Origin of the sequence: [Lactobacillus] rogosae (assembly GCA_900112995.1) — a bacterium.
GTDB classification, from domain to species: Bacteria; Bacillota; Clostridia; order Lachnospirales; family Lachnospiraceae; genus Lachnospira; species Lachnospira rogosae.
The window spans coordinates 15,983-37,592 of the sequence record FONU01000024.1 but is presented as its reverse complement, the minus strand read 5'-3'; the positions used below and the strand labels follow the sequence as shown (position 1 = coordinate 37,592).

The window sequence follows — 21,610 nt, the reverse complement described above, 5'->3', positions numbered from 1 at the left end:
TATTTGCTTTCGTCTTGTAATTATCCCACACATTACACATTATTTTGGAGGTTAATTATGTCTAATCAGAACCCTATTGTAACATTTACAATGGAAAATGGCGACGTTATGAAAGCAGAACTTTATCCAGACGTTGCACCTAATACAGTAAACAATTTTATAAGTCTTGTAAAAAAAGGCTTCTATGACGGACTTATTTTCCACAGAGTTATCGCCGGATTTATGATTCAGGGCGGCGACCCAGAAGGCTCAGGCATTGGCGGTCCTGGATACTCAATCAAGGGTGAATTCAACTACAATGGTGTTGAAAATAACCTTAAGCACTCAAGAGGTGTCCTTTCTATGGCACGTGCACAGCACCCGGATTCAGCTGGTTCCCAGTTCTTTATTATGCACGCTGATGCACCTCACCTTGACGGTCAGTATGCCGCTTTTGGTAAACTTGTTGAAGGTGAAGATGTATTAGACAGCATTGCTTCAATTGATACTGACTGGAGTGACAGACCTAGAACTCCTCAGGTTATGAAGACTGTTACTGTTGATACTTTTGGTGTAGATTACGCTGAACCAGAAACACTCTAATAGTATAATAAAAGCCCGGTATGCTTAATCACAATCATAAATATGATTGCTTTAATCATACCGGGCTTATTTTAAAATCCGACCTATATAAAAAATTTACATAACCTTATTTTATCCTATAGGTCTTATACACTTTTTAAATATATATCTTCTTAGAAGTGTCCGCCTGAACTTCCAGAGTTACCACCTCCAGAGCTTCCACCACTTGAACTGCTCTTTTCAATATGTCTTTTAGTAATTGTTGTATTGATAAATACATCTCTTCTGTCATTCATCTTATATCCGTGGTTCTTAGTATATTCTGTACTGTTCACTGTCATCTTTGACCTGGCACTGCTCATCATTGCCAATACTGCAATAACTGCTGCCACAAGTGAGATTAAAATCTTAACTGGCATATAATATGTAAGTCTTGATAACATATTTACATTAAGCTTTCTCTCAATTCCGTTTATGTATTTCTTACAGCCTGCATAATAATCGCCTTCAGCAAGCTTATCCTCCGCACTTTCCCTGATTGAATCCAGACTTGACTGTGAAATGCTGCTCCTTGCTCTTCCTGATGTTACAATTCTGTCTGCTCTTGAAGTCATATCTATTCCATATACAACAGCCTCGCAGTCAGTTCCTGTTTCCTCATAACCATACTGTTCTTCAAGTATTGAACGAAGATAATTATCCATAGGACTATAATCTAAATTCTTGTTCATAGTTATGATAACAATATCAAGCTGACAGTTCTTAGATGCCTTCCTGCACATATCTGTAAGCTTCTGTTCTTCCTCACTTGTCAGAATTCCAGCATCATCTATTACATAGGTCTTATTATCTGTACCCGCATACGCACTCTGTGTTCCTGTTAATACAAACATCATAACCATAACAGCTAATAATACCATTACAGCCACTTTTAACCAGTTAAAATGTCTTTTTAAATCTACACACATCATATAAACAACAGCCCTCCTATCATTGTAATAATAAGTGTAAGCACAAAAATTCCAATACCATATGTAACGGCTTTTCCTGCACTTATAGGTCTGTCTGCCACTATTTTACCAGTCTGTCCATTAAGATAAAAATGGAATTCCTTATTATTGTATCTGAAATTGAGCATCCACACTGGCAAAAGTGCATATTCGCTGCCCCTGCCATTCATACTTATGCTGTTATTCCTTACTATGACACTTGAATAACCAGTAATTGAATCCCTTGCAATCTGTGTAATGTATGAATCTGCTCTCTTCTTGGCACGACTCTGTATTTCATCAGCTGTATAATTATATTTTTCTGAAAGATATCCAGATAAGTATGGCATTGCAAAATCTGTAATCTCGCTGTAATTATAAGGCTCTAACATATCCATCTGTTCATCTGGCATTTTCTCTGAAGCATCGGCCGGAATTCTTTTGAATTCTGCTGATACATCTCTATACACATCAAAATGGTCTGTATATGTATATTCTGTATCGCCACGTCTTGTCGTTCTTACCTTATTAGCATTGGCACTCATCATAGTTCTTGCTGAATAATCATACAGCCAGAATGGGACATACACACCACTAATCTTCTCAATTGTACTTTTTCTTGATAATTCCTTTGGTGTAAGCATTCCTTTTTTCAGCCATTTCTTATATATATCTACTGCCTGATCTTTGTTAATCTTAAATGGAATTATTGACCTTGGCCTGAAGCTTCCTTTAAGTCTGTCCTCAACCAATGTCGGATTACCACAATATGAACAAAATGTAGCTGATGTATATTCATCTGCAACAAGTTCTGCTCCACAGCTCTGACAATGATATATCTTCATATTATTGTTATCTGCATCATTATCCTGTTCACTGTTATTAAATCCATAATCACTATTATCTGATGTACTTCCACTTACTTCTTCCATTAAAGAAGCATATTCATCTTCATATGTCTTAACATCTATACTTGTACCACAACTTTTACATTCAAGCTTCTGCAATTCACTTGAGAATTCCATTGCCGCTCCACAGTTAGGACACTTGTATATAATTGGCATATCTTACCTCCATTAATTTATGTAATATTATATGTGTTCATAATTTGTTCATATTGCATTCAATAAGTTTTAACATTATGAACATTCTTTCTTCACTTTTAATCAATATACTTTTAAATATAGAAAATATATCAGACAAGCTGATATATATTAATAAAGCTTATTGACTTTTATAGTTCTTCATAAATATGAGTTGTTAATCATAATGTACAACTCTCCTCCCTCTTTCGATGCCACCCTTAACGGGGTGGCATTTTACGTATTGTGATTATTGATATCATCACTAACTAATACGAAAGAGTTCATTCTCATAAATATCAAGGAATAAGAACCTTATCTTTATATACTTAATCTTCTAATTAATCTTTTGCATTAATCTCTTATTATTAGTCTTCTATATTACAAAGAATGAAACAATAAGAACAATTATTCCTGCAGCTATCATAATGATTCCAGTTTTCTTGTTCTTCTCATTAGTGGCTTTATCAACCTTAACGCTGTCCCTTAAATCATAGAACAGGTTAAAATTCTTCTTGGCTGTTATGTACTTTGAAAAACCCATAAACGCTACAACAGCACCTACTACAAACATCATAAAACCTATAAATGGAAGATATGAATCTCCCCTGTTACCCTCAATATTATAAAAATCCACATCTGCGGCTATAATATTGGCTAAATAAATAAATTTCCCCATAAATTTCTTTCTCCTTTCGGGTTCTGTATTCCTTTTTTAGATTATACTTCTTTTTAGTATCAATAACAACTTAAATATATTGATTTTATTTTTCAAATTCGCACTATTTGACACTATTTTCTTTGCATTTTATTAGCTTTAATGTATAATGGATAATAAGAGTGGGCATTAAGCAAAGCTATGTCCATATTACATAGTAGGAGGTTAATATTTATGTTAGTTTCAGCAAAAGAAATGTTAGAAAAAGCCAGAGATGGCAAATATGCTGTTGGGCAGTTCAATATCAATAATCTTGAGTGGACTAAAGCGATTCTTCTTACAGCTCAGGAGATGAACTCACCAGTTATCCTCGGTGTATCGTGTGGTGCTGGTAAATATATGACAGGATTTAAGACCGTAGCAAGTATGGTAAGTGCAATGATAGATGATCTTAAGATTACTGTTCCTGTTGCACTTCACCTTGACCATGGAACATATGAAGCTTGTTATGACTGCATTGATGCAGGATTTTCATCAATTATGTTTGATGGTTCCCACTATCCAATTGAAGAGAATATTGAAAAGACTAAAGAACTTGTTAAAATCTGCAAAGAGAAGGGTCTTTCACTTGAAGCAGAAGTTGGTTCAATCGGTGGTGAAGAAGACGGCGTTATCGGTATGGGGGAGTGTGCTGACCCTAATGAATGTAAATCAATTGCTGACCTCGGTGTAACAATGCTTGCTGCTGGTATCGGTAATATCCACGGCAAATATCCTGCTAACTGGCCAGGTCTTAGCTTTGAAACACTTGCCGCTGTTAAAGAAAAGGTTGGCAATATGCCATTAGTATTACATGGTGGTACAGGTATTCCTGAAGATATGATTAAGAAAGCTATCTCTTTAGGTGTTGCTAAGATTAATGTTAATACAGAATGCCAGCTTGCATTTGCTGCTGCAACAAGAAAATATATTGAAGAAGGCAAAGACCTTGAAGGAAAGGGATTTGACCCAAGAAAGCTCCTTGCTCCTGGTAGTGAAGCTATTAAAGAGACTGTTCGCGAAAAGATTAACTTATTCGGTTCAGCTGGAAAGGCATAATTAGCATTACACACAACACACAAGGACTATAATACTATGAATACAACTAACAATAATGATGATTTATTGAATGATGATCCAGAACAAGCATCTCGTAGAAATATAACTAAATCAGATGATATGCCCGATTATGAATTAGAAGATCCTGATGATATTCTGAATGATGATGTTGATGATTTTATAGATGAGGATATGGATTATTCAGACAGTAATTCTCCATATGATGAGAATGATGCTGATGCAGTATTTGACAGACAGGAGAAAGATAAAAAGCGTTCTAATATAATAAGACGTATTATTCTTTTAATATCAGTTGCTGTCTTTATATTTGCCGCATACAATCTTATCAACATATTCCTTGCATATCACAAGGCTGATGTAATATATAATGACATTGAACAGAATGTTCTTGATGAAGATTCCCACACTAATGTAATTATCGGTGATGAGGAAGAGGAAGTTGAAGTTCCATTTAAGTATAACCATCAGGCACTTCTTAATATTAATTCTGATGGACTTGGATATATATACATTCCATCTATTGGATGCAGGCTTCCAATGGTTCAGGGTAATGATAATGATTATTACCTTACACATACATTTGACAAGCAATCCAGTGCTAATGGCTGTCTGTTTGAAGATTCCCGCATTAATAGCGGACTTTCTTCAAACCATGTGATTATATACGGACACAATATGCGAAATGGTGCGATGTTTGGCAAGCTTAAAAGTTATGAGAATTCATCGTTCTATAATGGTTCTGGCAACAATGTATTCTATATATACACTGGTAATGTCATTAAACAATATAAAATCTTTAGCTGCTACATAAGTGAAGCTGTAAGTGATACATATACCTTTAACTTCCCTTCTCTTGCTTCTATGCAAAGTTATGCAGCAGATATGAAAGCCAAATCTTTGTATGATACAGGGGTTGATATTTCATCAGCAAGTCAGGTAGTTACTCTTTCTACTTGTACTGATAACGGTGAGAAACGCTTTATCGTACACGGAATGTATATTGGAGAAGCCTCATTAGAGTAGAATTTACTTGAAATTGACTTAGATAATTAATAATTTTAATTTTTTTTATATTTTTTAAAAAAGAACTTGCATTATTATTAATTTTGAGTTATTTTAATTAAAGACGACAGGTAGTTGTCGCTAATCAAATAAGGTAGAACAAAGGCGTTCATATTATACATCTTAATAATGTATATGTGTACGCCTTTTTTAGTTTTACTAATAGAATAATAATCTATGAAAAGGAAGGATGAAAAAGTTATGAGCGAAAAATTCAATGTAGCTGACATCTTCGGCGAGAACGTGTTCAACGACACAGTTATGAAAGAACGTTTACCAAAAAACGTATACAAAAATCTTAAGTTAGCAATAGCAGGTGTACAGGAATTAAATATTACCGATGCTGATGTTATAGCTAATGCAATGAAGAATTGGGCTATCGAAAAAGGCGCAACTCATTACACACATTGGTTCCAGCCTTTGACAGGAACTACTGCTGAAAAGCATGATTCATTTATTTCAGCACCTAATGAAAACGGAAAGGTTCTTATGGAATTCTCTGGTAAAGAATTAATAAAGGGCGAGCCAGATGCTTCATCATTCCCTTCAGGTGGTCTTCGTGCTACATTCGAGGCAAGAGGATATACAGCATGGGATTGCACATCACCAGCCTTCGTTCGTGAAGGTGCACAGGGTGCAACACTTTGTATCCCTACTGCTTTCTGTTCTTATACAGGAGAAGCTCTTGATCAGAAGACACCTCTTCTTCGTTCAATGGATGCTGTTAACGAGCAGGCTTTAAGAATATTAAAATTATTTGGTAACACAACATCTAAGAAGGTTACTCCTTCTGTTGGTGCTGAACAGGAATACTTTATAGTAGATAGAGAAAAATATCTTCAGAGAAAGGATCTTATCTTCTCTGGACGTACATTATTCGGTGCTATGCCACCAAAGGGACAGGAACTTGATGATCACTACTTCGGTTCTATCCGTGAAAGAATTGCTGCATTTATGAAGGATATCAACGAAGAATTATGGAAGCTCGGCGTATCTGCCAAGACTCAGCATAATGAAGTTGCTCCAGCACAGCATGAATTAGCTCCTATATATGCACAGTGCAATATTGCTACTGATAACAACCAGCTTATGATGGAGGTTATGAAGAAAGTTGCTTACAGACATGGTCTTGTATGCCTTCTCCATGAGAAGCCATTTGCCGGAGTTAATGGTTCTGGTAAGCACAATAACTGGTCAATCACAACTGATGATGGTATCAACCTTCTCGAACCTGGCAAGACACCTCACGAAAATATCCAGTTCTTACTTGTACTCGGTGCTGTTATGAAGGCTGTTGATAAACACGCTGATCTTTTAAGAGAATCTGCTTCTGACGTTGGTAATGACCACAGACTTGGAGCTAATGAGGCACCTCCAGCTATTATCTCTATGTTCCTTGGTGAGCAGCTTGAGGATGTTGTTATGCAGCTTATTGATAAGGGTGATGCAACAAGCTCTATCCAGAAGGGTAAGTTAAAGACAGGTGCTTCTACACTTCCTGACCTTAACAAGGATGCTACTGATAGAAACAGAACTTCACCATTTGCATTTACTGGTAATAAGTTTGAATTCCGTATGGTAGGTTCATCAGATTCAATTGCTCCTGCTAACGTAGTTCTTAACACAATCGTTGCAGAAAGCTTTAAGGAAATCGCTGACCAGCTTGATGGAGTAGAAAACTTCGATATGGCTGTTCATGATCTTATCAAGAAGCTCTTTACTGACCATCATAGAATCGTATTTAATGGTAATGGTTACTCAGATGCATGGGTAGAAGAAGCTGAAAGAAGAGGTCTTCCAAATATTAAATCTATGGTTGATGCTATTCCTGCCCTTACTACTCCTAAGGCCGTTAAGCTTTTTGAAAGCTTTGGTGTATTTACAGAGGCTGAATTAAAGTCAAGAGCTGAGATTAAGTATGAAGCTTATGCAAAGGCTATAAACATTGAAGCTAAGACAATGATTGATATGGCTGGAAAGCAGATTATTCCTTCAGTTATTTCTTACACAACAGAGCTTGCTAACTCAGTTCTTACTGTTAAGGAAGCTGGTGCTGATGCTTCTGTTCAGGCTGATTTACTTGCAGAAGTTTCTGGTTACTTAAAGGATATGAAGGCTGCTTATACTAAGCTTATTGATGTTACAGCTAAGGCTGCTGATGTTACTGACATTACAGAACAGGCTAAGTACTTCAGAGATGAAGTTAAGACAACTATGGACGAATTAAGAGCTCCTGCTGATAAGCTTGAAATGATCGTTGATAAGGAATTCTGGCCATTCCCAAGCTATGGTGATCTTTTATTTGAAGTTTAATTAATCTTAATTTAATTAATATCAACTGCATATTTAATACTTAATAAGCAAGTACTTATTTTAATATATATGTTTAATTTATAACATATTTAATTATTAATAAGTACTTACTTTATAATATGTATTTATATTAATAATAAAGGATTATAGACTTATAAGACAAAAATGGAGTGTCACAGGAAACAATTCATACAATACGCAGATAACTGATATACTGTTAATACCTGCATAAAGTATCGATTATGTTTCATATGACACTCCATTTTATTAATTATTCACTATCTGATACTGCTTCACCTGTATCCGTACTGTCTCCGTCCGATGATGGGATATCTGGCAGCTCTCCCTGTGCTTCTGTATTATCAGCTACACCCTCAGGGTCATACTCTCCACCCTCTTTATCCCAGAGTGAATCGTATTCCTTCTGCTTTTTCTTCATTGATGCCATAATCATCTGTGCCTGCTTGGCTCTTGCATACATTTTATCGTCATATTCCATAACCTTCTTTTCATCTGAATAAGGAACTTTGTCACCTGCACACATTCTTGCAATTGTAGTCATTATCTTACCAAGTGTAGCCCCCAGTCCTGTCTCAGGGTCAGCAAGTGCTTTGTCGTTTTCTGTATTTGCTGCTGCACACCACTGCTCCCTAAGCGAGTTAAGAACATTCTCATACTTGTCAAAATCATCAGTTGCTTCCTTATATGAAAGTTCAAGCTCTGCTGCCTTTTGTATCCATTCTTCATCATTGGTACGCTCAGCCTTTTCCTTTGTTTTTTTATATTGCTTATATATGCTGGTCTTCTTGTCCTGTAATTCATTGCGATATGCCTGATAATTTGGTATAGCCTCTCCTAATTTCATACCATTATCCTCCTCATATAATACTTTTGTACCATTTAACTTTTATTATATTTAGAATATCGGCATTTTATATCAACATATATACCTTTATATCTGATAATTATTAAAATTATTTATTAAACGCCACTGTACGCACTATAGCCGCCGTCTACTGGCAACACAATACCATTTACAAATCCAGCCGCATCATCACTTGCAAGGAATAATGCCGCTCCGATAAGTTCCTCTGGATTACCAAATCTTCCCATTGGAGTTCCTGCAACTATCTTTCTTGCTCTGTCAGTGTATGTACCATCTTCATTAAATAATAATGCGTGATTTTGTTCAGCCGCATAAAATCCCGGTGCAATTGCATTACATCTTATTCCGCTTTCTCCAAAATGGACTGCCAGCCACTGTGTAAGGTTAAGTATTGCACTCTTGGCATTGCCGTAAGCCATTACCTTTGTAAGTGGTAAAATTGATGTAACAGAGGCTATATTAATAATGCTTCCGCTTCTCTTTTCAACCATATCCTTAGTAAATACCTGTATCGGAAGAAGTGTTCCCATATAATTAAGATCCATAACATCTCTTATATTATCCTCATCAAGATTCCAGAAAGAGTAATCATTTTCTCCTTTTTCTTTCTTTAACATCTCTATTGATGTAATAGCACCCGGCTGATTGCCGCCAGCTCCATTGATAAGAATATCACAGCTTCCAAGCTCACTCTTAATTATTTCATAAGTTTTATTAAGTTCTTCCTTATCAATTACATTACAGCTATACCCCTTAACAACAATGTCTTTGCTGTATTCTGTCTTAGCATTGTTAATAAGCTCATCTGTGACATTATTAAGCTTATCCTTATTACGTCCGATTATTGCAACCTTCGCACCGCTTACAGCAAGTCCATACGCCATTGCTGAACATAGTGTTCCACTTCCCCCTGTTACAATTGCAGTCTTGCCTGTCAAATCTACTTTAAATGGAATTTTCATAGTTTTATTACCTCCTACTAATAATCAGATTATTATGCTTTAAGGGATATGCTCAAAAATACGTTTATGCCTGCATAATAAGACATTTTAATTAATGCCCCGCCCCAATTATTATATTGAAAGTGTGTAGTCTTTCAACCTCCTGCGGCATAACTTATATTCTGGGCAGTACTTTTCAACTTCACACCAGAATGATTGCGAATGATTCATATATTTTCTATGCGAAAGCTCATGCACCACTACATAATCCAACAATTCTTCCGGCATATAATACAAATTGTAATTAAAATTAACATTTCCCTTGGAACTACAGCTTCCCCAGCGTGTCTTCTGATTACGTATTGTAACCCTTCCAACAGTCACATTCATAATCTTACTGTAATATTCTACTTTTCTTATAAATGTGCCCCTTATTACGGCACGTTCCTTAGGTGTTAACATATCAAAAGCCTTTGCATTGGTAGGAATTTTTTCTTCTTTTCTTTCCTTCATCAACTGCTGTTTACTCTCAATCCAAGACATATGCTTATCAATAAATATATCAAGCTCTTTCTTCGTCATCCTGTTAGGTGCTCTTAATATAACACTTCCATCTGTATGGACTTCTATTGAAACTGTTCTGCGTCTTGATTTTATAATCTGTATATCCATATTTTCCATCAAAACAGGTTCCCTTCAATCATTTTCTTCTGTTTTTGCTGTAATAAGAAGCTCCCATCTATTTTACTGTGGATAATGAAGTCTTTCTGGTACTGGGTTATCAAGAACTTCTTCCTTATACTTCTTCATATATATCTTTGCAAGTGTAAGGTTATTATCAAGGTAATTACCGCAGTCCCTTGGTGAATATCCTGGTATCTCACCCTCATAATCCAGTACGAAATCAGCGGCTTCCCTTAACACATCAATTATATCCTCTGACTCAAGGTCACCTGCAAATATTACATAAAATCCTGTACGGCAGCCCATTGGTCCAAAATATATAGTCTTGTCTGCCCATACCTTATGGTTCCTTAAAAATGTTGCTACAAGGTGTTCTATTGTATGAATACCTGCTGTATCCATAGGTGCTTCTACATTAGGTCTTGTAAATCTTAAATCAAATGTTGTAAGAACTACATCTCCCTGATAATCTTTTCTTGATACATATGCTCCTGTAAGTAAATCCAAGTGATTAACTGTAAAACTTGCTATCTTATTCATAATATTCCTTTCCTGTCTTTATGACTAACTTTAGTTTATTTTATTGAAACCATTCTACGGTTTTCATCTGTTGCTGTTATTTTTAAACATTTTATGCCTGCAATAAATTTGCTGAGTGTAGAATAACCATACTCCTTAACCTTAAAATTAGGATAATTCATATGGATTTTCTGTCCTAATGCTCCAAGTTCCACTGCATTTTCTGAACTCTTTACATAATTCACTGCATACTCCATAACCTGCTCTTTCATATTCTTGTCTTCCTTAAGTCTGACAAGAACCGTGTTATTGAACTTCTTTAATTCAAGACTTTCCATTTCCTCAAGAAATGTAGACAATGAACTGTAACCGTAATTTCTTACATCGAAATCAGAATATTTCTTCTGTAAACGGCTTCCAAGCTCACCAAGCCCTGTCTGCCTGCCTTTATTGTCGTTCTCCTGAATAATCTCAATAATTGCATTTTCTATCTTAGACTGCTTAATAATATTGCTTCTTTCTGTCTTCTTAACCGGCTTACTATCTGGCTCATCTTCGTGTGCCTGTTCACGAAGAAGCTCAAGGTCTGTAAATACCGAACAAGCGGCCCTGAATGAACGTGGTGTCTTGCTCTCACCCATACCGATAACGTCCATTCCCGACTCTCTAAGCCTGCTTGCAAGCCTTGTAAAATCGCCATCAGAAGATACGATACAGAAGCCGTCAACATTATTCGTATAAAGAATATCCATAGCATCAATTATAAGCGTTGAGTCTGTTGCATTCTTGCCTACTGTATTACAAAACTGCTGTATAGGTGTTATGGAGTTCTCCATAAGCTCTTTCTTCCATTTGCTTGCCTGTGTACTTGTCCAGTCGCCATATATTCTTTTATAAGTTATTACGCCATACTTTGTCATTTCATCAAGAATGTCCGAAATATATTTTGATGAAATATTATCTGAGTCGATAAGTACAGCGTATCTCTTATCATCCATTCACTCACTTCCTTCCAGGCATATCTTTATAATAAATATATCGAAATATCTGCCACTATTAATTATATTTTATATAAAACTACATCTGATGTCTTACAATCTTGTATTCATCATTGCTCTGATAATATGGACATTCTTTATACTCAGATGTAAGAAGCCTTGCATAATCATCCTCGTCCATATCTACATCACACACGAACTGCTCCGTTTCTTCATCATATACCATATTATTGCAATAATCACAATTATAATGAGCTACCGCCATTGTTACCTCTTTCCTGTCTGTTCAATACTTCATTCATACTTCCAAGCCTGTAACCATCCAAATCAAGGGATACATACTTAAATCCAAGTGCGTGAAGCTTCTCTGATACTTTATCCTTTATTCCGTTTTCAATAAACTTCTGTATATCTGCTGGTCTTAATTCAATTCTTGCAATTCCATCCTGTAATCTTACCCTGAACTGCTCAAATCCCAGACTTCTTATATAACATTCTGCACTGTAAATCATATCAAGCTTGTCTTTATTAATAACCTCACCATACGCAAATCTTGAAGCAAGGCACGCACACGATGGTTTATTCCACGTCTTTAAGCCTAACATACAAGATAATTCCCTGATTTCAGCCTTGGTAAGACCTGCCTCTTTTAAAGGACTTCTTACTCCTAGTTCCTTTATGGCTCTAATACCAGGTCTGTAATCACCGTCATCATCAACATTTGTTCCCTCTGCAATTACACTAATGCCTCTCTCACCTACAAGATTCTGCACATTAGTAAATATCGCTTTCTTACAAATGTAACATCTGTCTGGTGGATTATTCTCAAAGCCCGGAATCGATAATACATCTGCATTATATATAAGATGTTCTATATTCTCAGCCTTGCAGAAATCATCAGCTTCTTTAAGTTCATCATCTGTAACAAGAATTGAACTTATCGTAACTGCAACAGCATTTTCTCCTAATACATCTTTTGCAGCTTTGGTTAAAAATGTCGAGTCAACCCCGCCAGAAAATGCGATTGCTATTTTACCACAATCCTTAATAATTGACTTTAACTTTTCATATTTGGCTAAAGTGTTCTCACTTATATCATCTTTATTGATGTCCGATTTGTTCAATGGCATTATTTGAGTACTACCTGTTTTACCTAATTCAATTGTTTCATCAGTGTGATATTCACTTAACTGTCCGCTTGAGTTTATGTCTGATTTATTCAATTCTTTAGATATATTCTCTGAATTATCAACCTCTGCGTTACCAGCATACTTATCATCTGTTATATCATATTCATCTAAAAAGCTGTGTCGCTGCCCCTTCTTCTTGTAAGCAATTACCGTATCAATATTAACATTTTCTACACTTCTGAATATGTTCTTTTCTATATACGGACTTACCTTGGTCAGATCTTTTATAAGCTGCTTAATCTCTGCCCTCTTAGAACCTTTTCCTGTACCACCACAGGAAGCACATCCCTCTGTAAATCGACAGGCACACTGTATGAACTCAAGATTATTATATTCTTTCCAGTGAATAATATCAGCTTCTCTTATAAGATACATAGGTCTTATAAGCTCCATTCCCTCAAAATTCGTACTATGAAGCTTAGGCATCATTGTCTGAACCTGTGCACCATAAAGCATACCCATAAGAATTGTTTCTATCACATCATCATAATGATGTCCAAGAGCAATCTTATTACAACCAAGTTCCTTTGCCTTGCTGTAAAGATATCCTCTCCTCATTCTTGCACACAAATAACAAGGCGACTCTGTAATATCTACTACAGTATCAAATATCTCTGTCTTAAATACTGTAATTGGAATATCTAATATCTTTGCATTGTTAAGTATTACATTGTAGTTAAGGTCGTTATAACCCGGATTCATAACTAAGAATACAAGTTCAAAATTATTCTTTCCGTGACGTTTCAACTCCTGAAAAAGCTTCGCCATAAGCATTGAATCTTTACCGCCTGATATGCAGACAGCTATCTTATCGCCGTCCTGAATAAGATCATATTCATTAAGAGCCTGTGTGAACTTTCTCCATATTGGCTTGCGGAACTTCTTTACTATGCTCCGCTCAATCTCTTTAACATTTTCTTCTGAAGTATTATTGCCGCTTTCTTTATCCTGCTCAAGATATTTATTAAACTTCCATCTTAGATATGCGACAAATCCACCATCAAGGCTGTAAGCTTCATAGCCCATCTCATCAAGTATATCTTCTATTTCTTCACTTTTCTGTCCAGTGTAGCAAAGAATATATATTGGTGTATCCTTTGAATACTTTGCCTCAAATTCTTCCTTATTATCTTCAAGAACTTTTATCATATCTTCCCAGTAATAATGTATGGAAGCTTCTATGGTCTCTTTCTCATACTCCTCTAATGCTCTTACATCAAAAAGGATTTTATCTCTATTGTCATCATAATATTGCTGTACTGTTCTCATATTTTTTCTTTCTACTTACTCTGATTATTATTACACATAAATTTACATTATAACAAATGAAATTGTAACCACCACACATTGATTATCATCTGTTTATTATAAAATAAATGTACAATGCACAATATATTTTATCATACTCTGTAAAGCTGCAACAATATTATTTTGTATGATATTTTATTGTGCCTTTTATATAATAGGAAATTCTATTAGAAGCTCCTTTACATAAAAAATGTACCCGCAAATGCTTAACATTGTTTGTGTCTTGCATTTACAGGTACTCCTTTTTCTATATTATATTCTTTATCGCCTTGACCATTCTTAATATTCTGTCACGCTGGTTATCATCCAACTCCATCCATACGTTCTGCATAACGTAATATCTTCTGTCATACATATTAAGATACATTGATGGTCTGCATTTGTACAAATTATACATCTGAACAAGAGTATCTGCATCAGGATACATAATCTCTTTTTCGTATTTTCTGTACTTCTTTCTTGTCAGTCCCAGCTTTTCAGACATAACCTCCTGTGAATAATGCGTTTCGTGCCTTACATATTCAAGCATTGAAAAATCATCCCACTGCTTCAACATAAAATCAAACATTCTATCATTCTGCGTATCATTGTCTTTATTCTTAGTGTCATTAACACGATAATATTTTATACATTCAGCAACCATACGCATAGTCATATCTTTAAGTTCTTCACTTTCACAGTCACTTATAAGCTCGTCCAAATCTTTAGTATCAATATCGTCTCTCTTTCCCGAAACCAGCTCATCAATGTCCATTCCAATTTCCTGCAATTTTTTTAAATTATCATACGAAATCATTATCAGTCCATTTTCTCTTTTAGAATAGTCATTCTGTGATATTCCCAGCTCTTTTCCGATATCTGCCTGATTATAGCCAAGTCTTTTTCTATATACTCTCATTCTATTGCAAAAATCTTCGTAACGGGTATTGTTCATTTACCTTAACCTCTTAGCTATGCTATTACTAAAGATTTTATGATAGTTACGATTGACCCAAATAGGTCTATTTCGGAATATGAGCTTATATTCTGTAAATATTATGGCTAATTGTTTAAAATATATACCCCAGTAATTAAATTTGTTTAATTTCATAATCAAATAAACTTATAATATTCTATATTTTTGACAATAAATCATATGGCAATTTTTTTATTTTTCTTTGAATTTGCGATTAATATATAATGTAAATATACCGACAATATAGTATAATATAAAAAATATAAAAACCTTAATTGGAGGATTTAATTATGAGGATTCAGGATTTTTGTGATATGGTCAAATTTGAAGAGATTATGTCTAACTGGGCAAAGAGTACCGGGCTGGCAACTGTTGCTGTAGGTGCAGACGGCAAGTACATAAGCGAATGTTATAATTTCACTGAATTCTGCATCGATCTTACCAGAGGAAGTACTGAAGGCCGCAAGAGATGTGAGCAGTGTGACCGTGATGGTAATGGCGTTTATCCTTGTCATGCAGGATTAGTTGATTTCGGTATTCCTATTACTCTTGATGATGGAACTGTTCTTGGAAGTATTATCGGCGGACAGGTTCTTCCTGAGAACCCAGACGAAGAAAGGTTCAGGGCAACAGCACGTGAACTTGGAATTAATGAAGATAAGTACATCAAGGCTCTGCAAAAAGTAAACGTGCGTACTAAAGAGGAGATTGACGCTTCTGCCAATCTGCTGGGCGATGTTATCAATATGTTTGTCCGTGCAAGCTACACTGCCCGCCAGAACTCAACTATTCTAAATGAACTTACAACAGGAATTAGTGCCGCCGCAAGCCAGCTTGCTACAGCCAATGACAAGGTCAAATTAATAGACGGATTCAGCAAACGACAGAATATACTTGCACTTAATGCTTCCATTGAAGCTGCAAGAGCCGGTGATGCTGGAAAAGGCTTTGCTGTAGTTGCTGAAGAAGTACAGAAGCTTGCCAAAGGTATGGGCGAAGCCAGCAGTGCAATTACGAAAGCACTCAACACAGCCACTAAGACAATTACTGCACTTGATAGAACTAACAAACAGTAATAATTAATGGGCAAAAATAATATGTCCTATTTCAATGATGTATTTAATTAAAAAGATTAAACAGCCGTCAACCATTTAATTTCAAAGGCTGGCGGCTGTTCTATCAACATATCTTGTCCTATAAGTCTATTAACAGTCTTTACTCTCTATCTCACCCGTAAATCCTGCATTTTCTATCATCTTAATAGTATCATCTATTCCCTGTCCATCTGCTGTTAAATAACCAGAAGCAAATATTGAATCTACAACTTTAAATAATGTTGGCTCAATTCCCTTAAAGTATACTTCACGTCCAGCCGCACATCTTATGTCTGACTTAGGAACTAATAATCTTGCAAGGCATAACACCTTAAGACAATACTGTGATGTAAGTCCTGATATATCTCTGTCTGCAAGCCTTGTTCCCTTTATTGGAAGAAGAAAATTAATTGGCACTGACTCTGGATTGATTTCCTTTACGTCCATAAGCATATCTGCAACATCTTCCCTGCTCTCGCCCATCCCGATAATACCGCCACAGCACATCTCAAAACCTATTCTTTTTAACATTCTTATATTATTAATTCTCTGGTCATATGTATGTGTTGTGCATATATTGGGATAAAATCTACGGCTGCTGTTAAGGTTATGGTTAATTCTGTTAAGTCCTGCTTCCTTAAGCATTAAAGCCTGCTTTTCTGTAAGAAATCCAATAGAACAGCATATCTGGGTATCATTCTTCTTCATCTTTCTTATACGTCCGGCTAAATCTTCTATCTCAGCATCTGTAAAGCTTATACCGCTAAGTCCAATACAATGTCTCGCAAGATGTTTATTATCTACAAGGTCATTATCTCCATACAACTTCTCGTCTGATACTCTTTTATATTTCTCTATCTGAGCCTGGGACTCACACGACTGGGCACAGTAAGCACAATTCTGTGAACAGTTACCACTTCTGACATTAGTAAGAAGCTGTATGCTTACTTTCTTTCCTTTATATTTAAGTCTTAACGCATACGCTGTTTCAATAAGCTTGTCAAGACATACATCATCACAATTAAGAATTGCAAGTGCCTCATCTTTGGTTAATTCGTGTGTTTCGTCCCAATTATCTAATAATTTCCCAACATTAATATTTTCTGTAACATTCTGCATAACGCCCATACTTTACTCCGTTCCTGCACACTAATTGAATTAATACTAACTCTGGTAAAATGAATAATTCTATCAATAAGCAGCCTTATCCTTTAACCCCCGTGCATACGCATAAGTATAGTTACTCAGCTTGTTAATGTCAACCCAATTATAGTTAATGTTGACATTTCCTTGTTGCAATTACACACTATAAGATTATAATTACACACTATTAAAATTAATATTTTAATAATACTACTATTAAAAATCATCACATTCTAATATAGAATATTATATACCACCATAAATATCATTACTTAATTAATCTACTCAGCCTAACATCTAAGAAATCTTCTGAAACACTTGCTCTTTCTTCTTGGTAGACAAATATGTAATTACATCTTTTCTTGTTATAATTCCTATAAATACACCTCTGTCGTCTACAACTGGAACAAAATTCTGATTAGATATTCTTTCAATCAATGCTTCCATCGATGTATCCACATTAACACTTGGATAATTACGTCTGAAATAAAGCTCGTTAACTCTCTGCTTTTCTAATTCCTTTATATCAACTTCCATCGCGTTATTCTGTTTAATTCTGCATATATGCCAAAGGAAATCACCTTCCGTGATTGTCCCAACATAATGCTCATTCTCATCAAGAACAGGAATTGCAGAATAGCCATAATAATTCATCTTCTGTAATCCCTGTCTTATTGTGTCATCATTGTAAATATATGCTACCTTGCACTTTGGTTGTAAAAAAAACGATATATTCATACTTCTCTCCATTCTTACCCACTAAAAGTTGTTGTATAGTTATTAACACATCTTGTTATTATATTGTAGCATATAAGAATAGTTTCACATATGTATTTTGTACATTTTTCATATATTTTTCATTATTTGGTATATCTATTCTTCCCTGCAGCTTATGCTGTACATTCCAGTCTGTTTTCCCATATCTCATTATATATAACATTCTGTTAATTCCTTTTCTTACATTCGTTATTTATTTCTATTGTGTTGTCAGCCGTCTGTATGCCCATTTAAAATTGTCTTTTCCTGCACCCTGTAACAGACAAAGCTTCAACAAAAATCTAAAAATCCAAAAATATAAAAATATAAAACTTATTATAACACAAAATAAATAATAAAACAGAATTCTAAGATAGCTAACAAAACATCCGACCAGGTCCTATCAAGCGACCTGGCCGGATGTCTGTTTTATATAATATTAGGAAAAAAGTCTTGTTATTTTATACTAAATCAATCCCATAAGCTTTGGTACTCCAAGTGACAGCTCTGGAATAAATGTAATAAGCATAAGTAATATAATTAAACCAATAAAATAAGGTATAAGCTTAGGTGTTACTTTCTCGATTGATACATTTTCAATACCACAGCCTACGAATAATACAGAACCAACAGGTGGTGTAATATTACCAAGACACATATTGAATATAAGCATTACACCAAACTGGATATCTGTCATTCCAAAGCTCTGTGCGATAGGAAGGAAGATAGGTGTAAATATAAGTATAGCTGGTGTAATATCCATAAACATACCAACAACCAGAAGTATAATATTCATTAATAAGAATATTACAACCTTATTAGTTGAAATACTTAATAATCCGTTACTTATGGCTGCTGGTATTCCAGAATAAGCCATAACGAATGACATAGCTGATGATGCTGATATAAGGAAAAGAATTACTCCTGACACCTTAGCTGATTTCTTAAGTATTTCTACAAATGTCTTAAAATTCATGCTCTTGTATATGATAGAAAGTATGAGGCAATACAGAACTGCAATACCAGCACCTTCTGTTGCTGTAAATATACCTGATACAATACCACCAATAACAATTATTATAAGAAGTAATGATGGGATAGCATCAACAAATATCTTTAAAATACTTACTGACTTATCTCTTCCAACAGCCTTTATGCCTAACTTCTTTGCACCAATGAAGGCGACTATCATACATACAACACCCATCAATATTCCAGGTACATAGCCTGCCATAAACAATGTCGATATAGATACACCACCTGCAACTGTTGAATATACAATGAATGCCGATGTAGGTGGAATAAGAAGTCCTGTTGGTGCTGAGGCTATGTTAGCTGCTGCCGCATAAGCAGGATCATACTTCTGCTCTTTTTCAATAGGACTCATACATCCTCCTATTGCAGAAGCTGCTGCTACTGATGAACCAGATAATGCACCAAAGAGCATATTTGCAAGAATATTAGCCTGTGCAAGGTTTCCTGGAATCTTTCCTACGAATATCTGTGCAAAGTTAATAAGTCTCTTGGCTATACCACCATTATTCATAATATTACCTGCAAGGATGAATAATGGAACTGCTAAAAGCGAAAAGCTTTCAACACCCGAATTCATTTTCTGCATGGTTATGAATGTTATCTGATCCCATGACAGCGTTGACATGGCAGTTACAATTGACGAAGCAATAATACTTACTGAAATAGGAACCCCTAAAAACAGAAGTACACCGAATACAACAAATAATATTACTGTAGTTACTGCAATACTCATATTTACCTCCTATTCTACCTTAACACCGGTTAAGTCTTCATATATATTAATAATCTGTGCAACTACTATAAAGATACCTGAAACAGGGGATACCGCATATACAAGTGTTCTTGGAATACCAAGAAGTGCTGAATACTCTGCCCTTGCTGACATTGCCAGCTTAAATCCACCAATTACAAACACGAACACTGCAAGTAAAAGAATAAGTACATCTATAACCAGTAATAATATTTTTCGTTTATTACCTGTGAGCTTATCTTTAATAATAGTGAGTGACATATGGTCTCTTGTAAAGAAAGCATATGCAGCACCTATAAAGGCTGTCCACATAAGTGAGTATTTAACAAGTTCTTCTGTAAATGCTGCTGGTTTGCCAAGCACATATCTTGTAAACACCTGCCATAATACTAACGAAGTCATAAACACAAGCAGAACAACACTCGCTGCTGATAATATCTTATTCATAACATTTTTAACTTTAACAAGTATATTAATCATAGTTACTCTCCTTTCCTTATCTCATCTATTCTGTCAAGTAAAGCTGCAACACCTGTATACTTATTTCTATACTCGGTAACAAGACCTGCTGTTGCACTTCTGAATGCTTCCTTATCTACATCATAAATAAATTCAACACCCATATCCTTTGCCTGTGCTACTGCCTCATCTATTGCCTTATCCCACATAACCTTATGAGACTGTGTAGCATCCTTTGCACACTGCAGTATAATCTTCTGATCATCCGGCTCTATATTATTCCATACCTTTGAGCTCATAACCATAACATCAGGTATCATGGCATGCTCATCAACCGAATACACCTTACATATCTCACCATGCTTACCTGTTGTAAGCGCTGTTTCATTGTTCTCTGTTCCATCTATAATACCTGTTGAAAGGGATGTATATATGTCACCATAGGACATTGCTACCGGTGTTCCACCAAGTGCTGTAAGCATATCCGTCTGTGACTTCATATCCTGAACACGTATCTTGATTCCTTTAAGATCCTCTGGCTTACGTATAGGCTTATCTTTTGTGTAGAATGAACGGGAGCCTGATGTAAAGTATGTTAAGGTTACGAATCCATCATCTTCTGATGACAGGAAGAAATCCTGCATTTTATCAGAATCCATTATTTTATAAAACTCATCAATATTACTAAATATATAAGGAAGACCAAATGTATTATAAGCATCATTATATGTTGCAAGACCTGGTGCTGATACTTTTGTCATAGCAATAACACCTGCCTGAAGCTGCTCAAGATTCTCTGTCTCTGAACCAAGCTGTCCATTAGGGAATATCTTGATTATTATTCTTCCGTTAGTCTTCTGCTTAACCTCTTCTGCGAACTGCAGCATAGCTATATGTACTGTATGACTTTCTGACAAACCATGTGCCAGCGTTAATACCATAGGATTTTCTGCGGTAGCTTCCTTACTGTTTGATGCGCTATTTGTTCCACAGCCTGTCAGCCCAAATGAACATATAAGTGTAACTGTAAGCAAAACAGCAATATATTTTTTCATTTTTTTCAACATATTATACCTCATTTCTGTGCACTCATTTTTTATATGTCAG

21 protein-coding genes and 2 pseudogenes are annotated in these 21,610 nt (G+C 35.4%); 5 read left to right on the top strand and 18 right to left on the bottom strand.

All coding sequences use genetic code 11. From position 1 onward, the window contains the following. Positions 1 to 57 precede the first annotated feature (57 nt). Positions 58 to 582 carry a peptidylprolyl isomerase gene (locus BM157_RS10805; protein WP_055173910.1) on the top strand — a complete coding sequence of 175 codons (525 nt, stop codon included), beginning with the start codon at positions 58 to 60 and terminating at the stop codon, positions 580 to 582. Positions 583 to 734: 152 nt separating this feature from the next. On the opposite strand, the gene BM157_RS10800 is transcribed toward BM157_RS10805, so the two are convergent. From BM157_RS10800 to BM157_RS10790, 3 genes are all read right to left on the bottom strand, one after another. Next, positions 735 to 1,532: a TPM domain-containing protein gene (locus BM157_RS10800; protein WP_090141111.1), complete on the bottom strand. Its 798-nt coding sequence runs from the start codon at positions 1,530 to 1,532 to the stop codon at positions 735 to 737. Continuing rightward, a complete protein-coding gene (locus tag BM157_RS10795; RefSeq protein ID WP_022501221.1) occupies positions 1,529 to 2,614 on the bottom strand; it encodes a zinc ribbon domain-containing protein in 1,086 nt (361 codons plus the stop codon). Before BM157_RS10795 ends, BM157_RS10800 begins: the two co-directional genes overlap by 4 nt. 394 nt (positions 2,615 to 3,008) lie before the next feature. Next, positions 3,009 to 3,311: a hypothetical protein gene (locus BM157_RS10790; RefSeq protein ID WP_022501220.1), complete on the bottom strand. Its 303-nt coding sequence runs from the start codon at positions 3,309 to 3,311 to the stop codon at positions 3,009 to 3,011. Between the two features lie 213 nt (positions 3,312 to 3,524). Between BM157_RS10790 and fba the strand changes: the two genes are divergently transcribed. From fba to BM157_RS10775, 3 genes are all read left to right on the top strand, one after another. Further along, positions 3,525 to 4,388: a class II fructose-1,6-bisphosphate aldolase gene (gene fba, locus BM157_RS10785; RefSeq protein WP_090141109.1), complete on the top strand. Its 864-nt coding sequence runs from the start codon at positions 3,525 to 3,527 to the stop codon at positions 4,386 to 4,388. A 36-nt stretch (positions 4,389 to 4,424) separates the two neighbouring features. Continuing rightward, positions 4,425 to 5,432 (top strand): class B sortase, encoded by a 1,008-nt coding sequence (gene srtB / locus BM157_RS10780; RefSeq protein WP_318255937.1) that lies wholly within the window; start codon positions 4,425 to 4,427, stop codon positions 5,430 to 5,432. Between the two features lie 240 nt (positions 5,433 to 5,672). Then, entirely contained in the window at positions 5,673 to 7,784 is a 2,112-nt protein-coding gene (locus BM157_RS10775) for a glutamine synthetase III family protein (RefSeq protein WP_022501217.1), read from the top strand. A 271-nt stretch (positions 7,785 to 8,055) separates the two neighbouring features. Here the strand turns inward: BM157_RS10775 and BM157_RS10770 are convergent, their stop codons facing one another. The 9 genes and pseudogenes from BM157_RS10770 to BM157_RS10735 all read right to left on the bottom strand — a co-directional run bounded on the left by BM157_RS10770 (position 8,056) and on the right by BM157_RS10735 (position 15,244). Then, positions 8,056 to 8,649 (bottom strand): hypothetical protein, encoded by a 594-nt coding sequence (locus BM157_RS10770; protein ID WP_055173906.1) that lies wholly within the window; start codon positions 8,647 to 8,649, stop codon positions 8,056 to 8,058. 116 nt (positions 8,650 to 8,765) lie between these two features. Further along, positions 8,766 to 9,632 (bottom strand): SDR family oxidoreductase, encoded by an 867-nt coding sequence (locus BM157_RS10765; protein ID WP_022501215.1) that lies wholly within the window; start codon positions 9,630 to 9,632, stop codon positions 8,766 to 8,768. 111 nt (positions 9,633 to 9,743) lie between these two features. Next, the gene (locus BM157_RS10760; protein ID WP_070101522.1) at positions 9,744 to 10,292 is read right to left on the bottom strand and encodes a M48 family metallopeptidase; all 549 of its coding nucleotides are present in this window, start codon (positions 10,290 to 10,292) and stop codon (positions 9,744 to 9,746) included. A 63-nt stretch (positions 10,293 to 10,355) separates the two neighbouring features. Further along, positions 10,356 to 10,835, bottom strand: a complete 480-nt coding sequence (locus BM157_RS10755; protein WP_022501213.1) for an S-ribosylhomocysteine lyase — start codon at positions 10,833 to 10,835, stop codon at positions 10,356 to 10,358. Positions 10,836 to 10,870: 35 nt separating this feature from the next. Next, positions 10,871 to 11,812, bottom strand: a complete 942-nt coding sequence (locus BM157_RS10750; RefSeq protein WP_022501212.1) for an NYN domain-containing protein — start codon at positions 11,810 to 11,812, stop codon at positions 10,871 to 10,873. 79 nt (positions 11,813 to 11,891) lie between these two features. Then, positions 11,892 to 12,077 carry a DUF6472 family protein gene (locus BM157_RS10745; RefSeq protein ID WP_022501211.1) on the bottom strand — a complete coding sequence of 62 codons (186 nt, stop codon included), beginning with the start codon at positions 12,075 to 12,077 and terminating at the stop codon, positions 11,892 to 11,894. Then, positions 12,058 to 12,873 (bottom strand): annotated as a pseudogene (larE, locus tag BM157_RS13280) (ATP-dependent sacrificial sulfur transferase LarE); the annotation flags it as partial. The gene BM157_RS10745 and the pseudogene larE, both read right to left, overlap by 20 nt. A gap of 225 nt (positions 12,874 to 13,098) precedes the next feature. Further along, a pseudogene (locus tag BM157_RS13275) lies at positions 13,099 to 14,271 on the bottom strand (ATP-binding protein); the annotation flags it as partial. A gap of 286 nt (positions 14,272 to 14,557) precedes the next feature. Continuing rightward, positions 14,558 to 15,244: a helix-turn-helix transcriptional regulator gene (locus BM157_RS10735; RefSeq protein WP_055173904.1), complete on the bottom strand. Its 687-nt coding sequence runs from the start codon at positions 15,242 to 15,244 to the stop codon at positions 14,558 to 14,560. Positions 15,245 to 15,555: 311 nt separating this feature from the next. On the opposite strand from BM157_RS10735, the gene BM157_RS10730 reads away from it, so the two are divergent. Further along, positions 15,556 to 16,341: a PocR ligand-binding domain-containing protein gene (locus tag BM157_RS10730; protein WP_055173902.1), complete on the top strand. Its 786-nt coding sequence runs from the start codon at positions 15,556 to 15,558 to the stop codon at positions 16,339 to 16,341. Positions 16,342 to 16,470: 129 nt separating this feature from the next. Here BM157_RS10730 and bioB read toward each other — a convergent pair whose 3' ends face one another. The 6 genes from bioB to BM157_RS10705 form a co-directional block, all read right to left on the bottom strand. Then, positions 16,471 to 17,478 (bottom strand): biotin synthase BioB, encoded by a 1,008-nt coding sequence (bioB, locus tag BM157_RS10725; protein WP_090141137.1) that lies wholly within the window; start codon positions 17,476 to 17,478, stop codon positions 16,471 to 16,473. A gap of 321 nt (positions 17,479 to 17,799) precedes the next feature. After that, positions 17,800 to 18,240, bottom strand: a complete 441-nt coding sequence (locus tag BM157_RS10720) for a CBS domain-containing protein (protein ID WP_055173901.1) — start codon at positions 18,238 to 18,240, stop codon at positions 17,800 to 17,802. A gap of 58 nt (positions 18,241 to 18,298) precedes the next feature. Then, positions 18,299 to 18,430: a hypothetical protein gene (locus BM157_RS13270; RefSeq protein ID WP_349153459.1), complete on the bottom strand. Its 132-nt coding sequence runs from the start codon at positions 18,428 to 18,430 to the stop codon at positions 18,299 to 18,301. 294 nt (positions 18,431 to 18,724) lie between these two features. Then, a complete protein-coding gene (locus tag BM157_RS10715) occupies positions 18,725 to 20,026 on the bottom strand; it encodes a TRAP transporter large permease (protein ID WP_090141105.1) in 1,302 nt (433 codons plus the stop codon). Between the two features lie 9 nt (positions 20,027 to 20,035). Next, positions 20,036 to 20,524, bottom strand: a complete 489-nt coding sequence (locus BM157_RS10710) for a TRAP transporter small permease (protein WP_022501203.1) — start codon at positions 20,522 to 20,524, stop codon at positions 20,036 to 20,038. A 2-nt stretch (positions 20,525 to 20,526) separates the two neighbouring features. Beyond that, the gene (locus BM157_RS10705) at positions 20,527 to 21,558 is read right to left on the bottom strand and encodes a TRAP transporter substrate-binding protein (protein ID WP_090141135.1); all 1,032 of its coding nucleotides are present in this window, start codon (positions 21,556 to 21,558) and stop codon (positions 20,527 to 20,529) included. Positions 21,559 to 21,610: the final 52 nt, after the last annotated feature.

Excerpts from the sequence above, each read along its gene's own strand:
- BM157_RS10770 (WP_055173906.1), bottom strand. The coding sequence starts at position 8,649 with ATGAAATTAGGAGAGGCTATACCAAATTATCAGGCATATCGCAATGAA.
- BM157_RS10705 (WP_090141135.1), bottom strand. The coding sequence starts at position 21,558 with ATGAAAAAATATATTGCTGTTTTGCTTACAGTTACACTTATATGTTCA.
- BM157_RS10775 (WP_022501217.1), top strand. The coding sequence starts at position 5,673 with ATGAGCGAAAAATTCAATGTAGCTGACATCTTCGGCGAGAACGTGTTC.
- BM157_RS10750 (WP_022501212.1), bottom strand. The coding sequence starts at position 11,812 with ATGGATGATAAGAGATACGCTGTACTTATCGACTCAGATAATATTTCA.
- bioB (WP_090141137.1), bottom strand. The coding sequence starts at position 17,478 with ATGCAGAATGTTACAGAAAATATTAATGTTGGGAAATTATTAGATAAT.
- BM157_RS10765 (WP_022501215.1), bottom strand. The coding sequence starts at position 9,632 with ATGAAAATTCCATTTAAAGTAGATTTGACAGGCAAGACTGCAATTGTA.
- BM157_RS10760 (WP_070101522.1), bottom strand. The coding sequence starts at position 10,292 with ATGGAAAATATGGATATACAGATTATAAAATCAAGACGCAGAACAGTT.
- BM157_RS10735 (WP_055173904.1), bottom strand. The coding sequence starts at position 15,244 with ATGAACAATACCCGTTACGAAGATTTTTGCAATAGAATGAGAGTATAT.
- BM157_RS10790 (WP_022501220.1), bottom strand. The coding sequence starts at position 3,311 with ATGGGGAAATTTATTTATTTAGCCAATATTATAGCCGCAGATGTGGAT.
- BM157_RS10800 (WP_090141111.1), bottom strand. The coding sequence starts at position 1,532 with ATGATGTGTGTAGATTTAAAAAGACATTTTAACTGGTTAAAAGTGGCT.
- BM157_RS10730 (WP_055173902.1), top strand. The coding sequence starts at position 15,556 with ATGAGGATTCAGGATTTTTGTGATATGGTCAAATTTGAAGAGATTATG.
- BM157_RS10805 (WP_055173910.1), top strand. The coding sequence starts at position 58 with ATGTCTAATCAGAACCCTATTGTAACATTTACAATGGAAAATGGCGAC.
- BM157_RS10795 (WP_022501221.1), bottom strand. The coding sequence starts at position 2,614 with ATGCCAATTATATACAAGTGTCCTAACTGTGGAGCGGCAATGGAATTC.
- BM157_RS13270 (WP_349153459.1), bottom strand. The coding sequence starts at position 18,430 with ATGAGATATGGGAAAACAGACTGGAATGTACAGCATAAGCTGCAGGGA.
- BM157_RS10745 (WP_022501211.1), bottom strand. The coding sequence starts at position 12,077 with ATGGCGGTAGCTCATTATAATTGTGATTATTGCAATAATATGGTATAT.
- fba (WP_090141109.1), top strand. The coding sequence starts at position 3,525 with ATGTTAGTTTCAGCAAAAGAAATGTTAGAAAAAGCCAGAGATGGCAAA.
- srtB (WP_318255937.1), top strand. The coding sequence starts at position 4,425 with ATGAATACAACTAACAATAATGATGATTTATTGAATGATGATCCAGAA.
- BM157_RS10720 (WP_055173901.1), bottom strand. The coding sequence starts at position 18,240 with ATGAATATATCGTTTTTTTTACAACCAAAGTGCAAGGTAGCATATATT.
- BM157_RS10715 (WP_090141105.1), bottom strand. The coding sequence starts at position 20,026 with ATGAGTATTGCAGTAACTACAGTAATATTATTTGTTGTATTCGGTGTA.
- BM157_RS10755 (WP_022501213.1), bottom strand. The coding sequence starts at position 10,835 with ATGAATAAGATAGCAAGTTTTACAGTTAATCACTTGGATTTACTTACA.
- BM157_RS10710 (WP_022501203.1), bottom strand. The coding sequence starts at position 20,524 with ATGATTAATATACTTGTTAAAGTTAAAAATGTTATGAATAAGATATTA.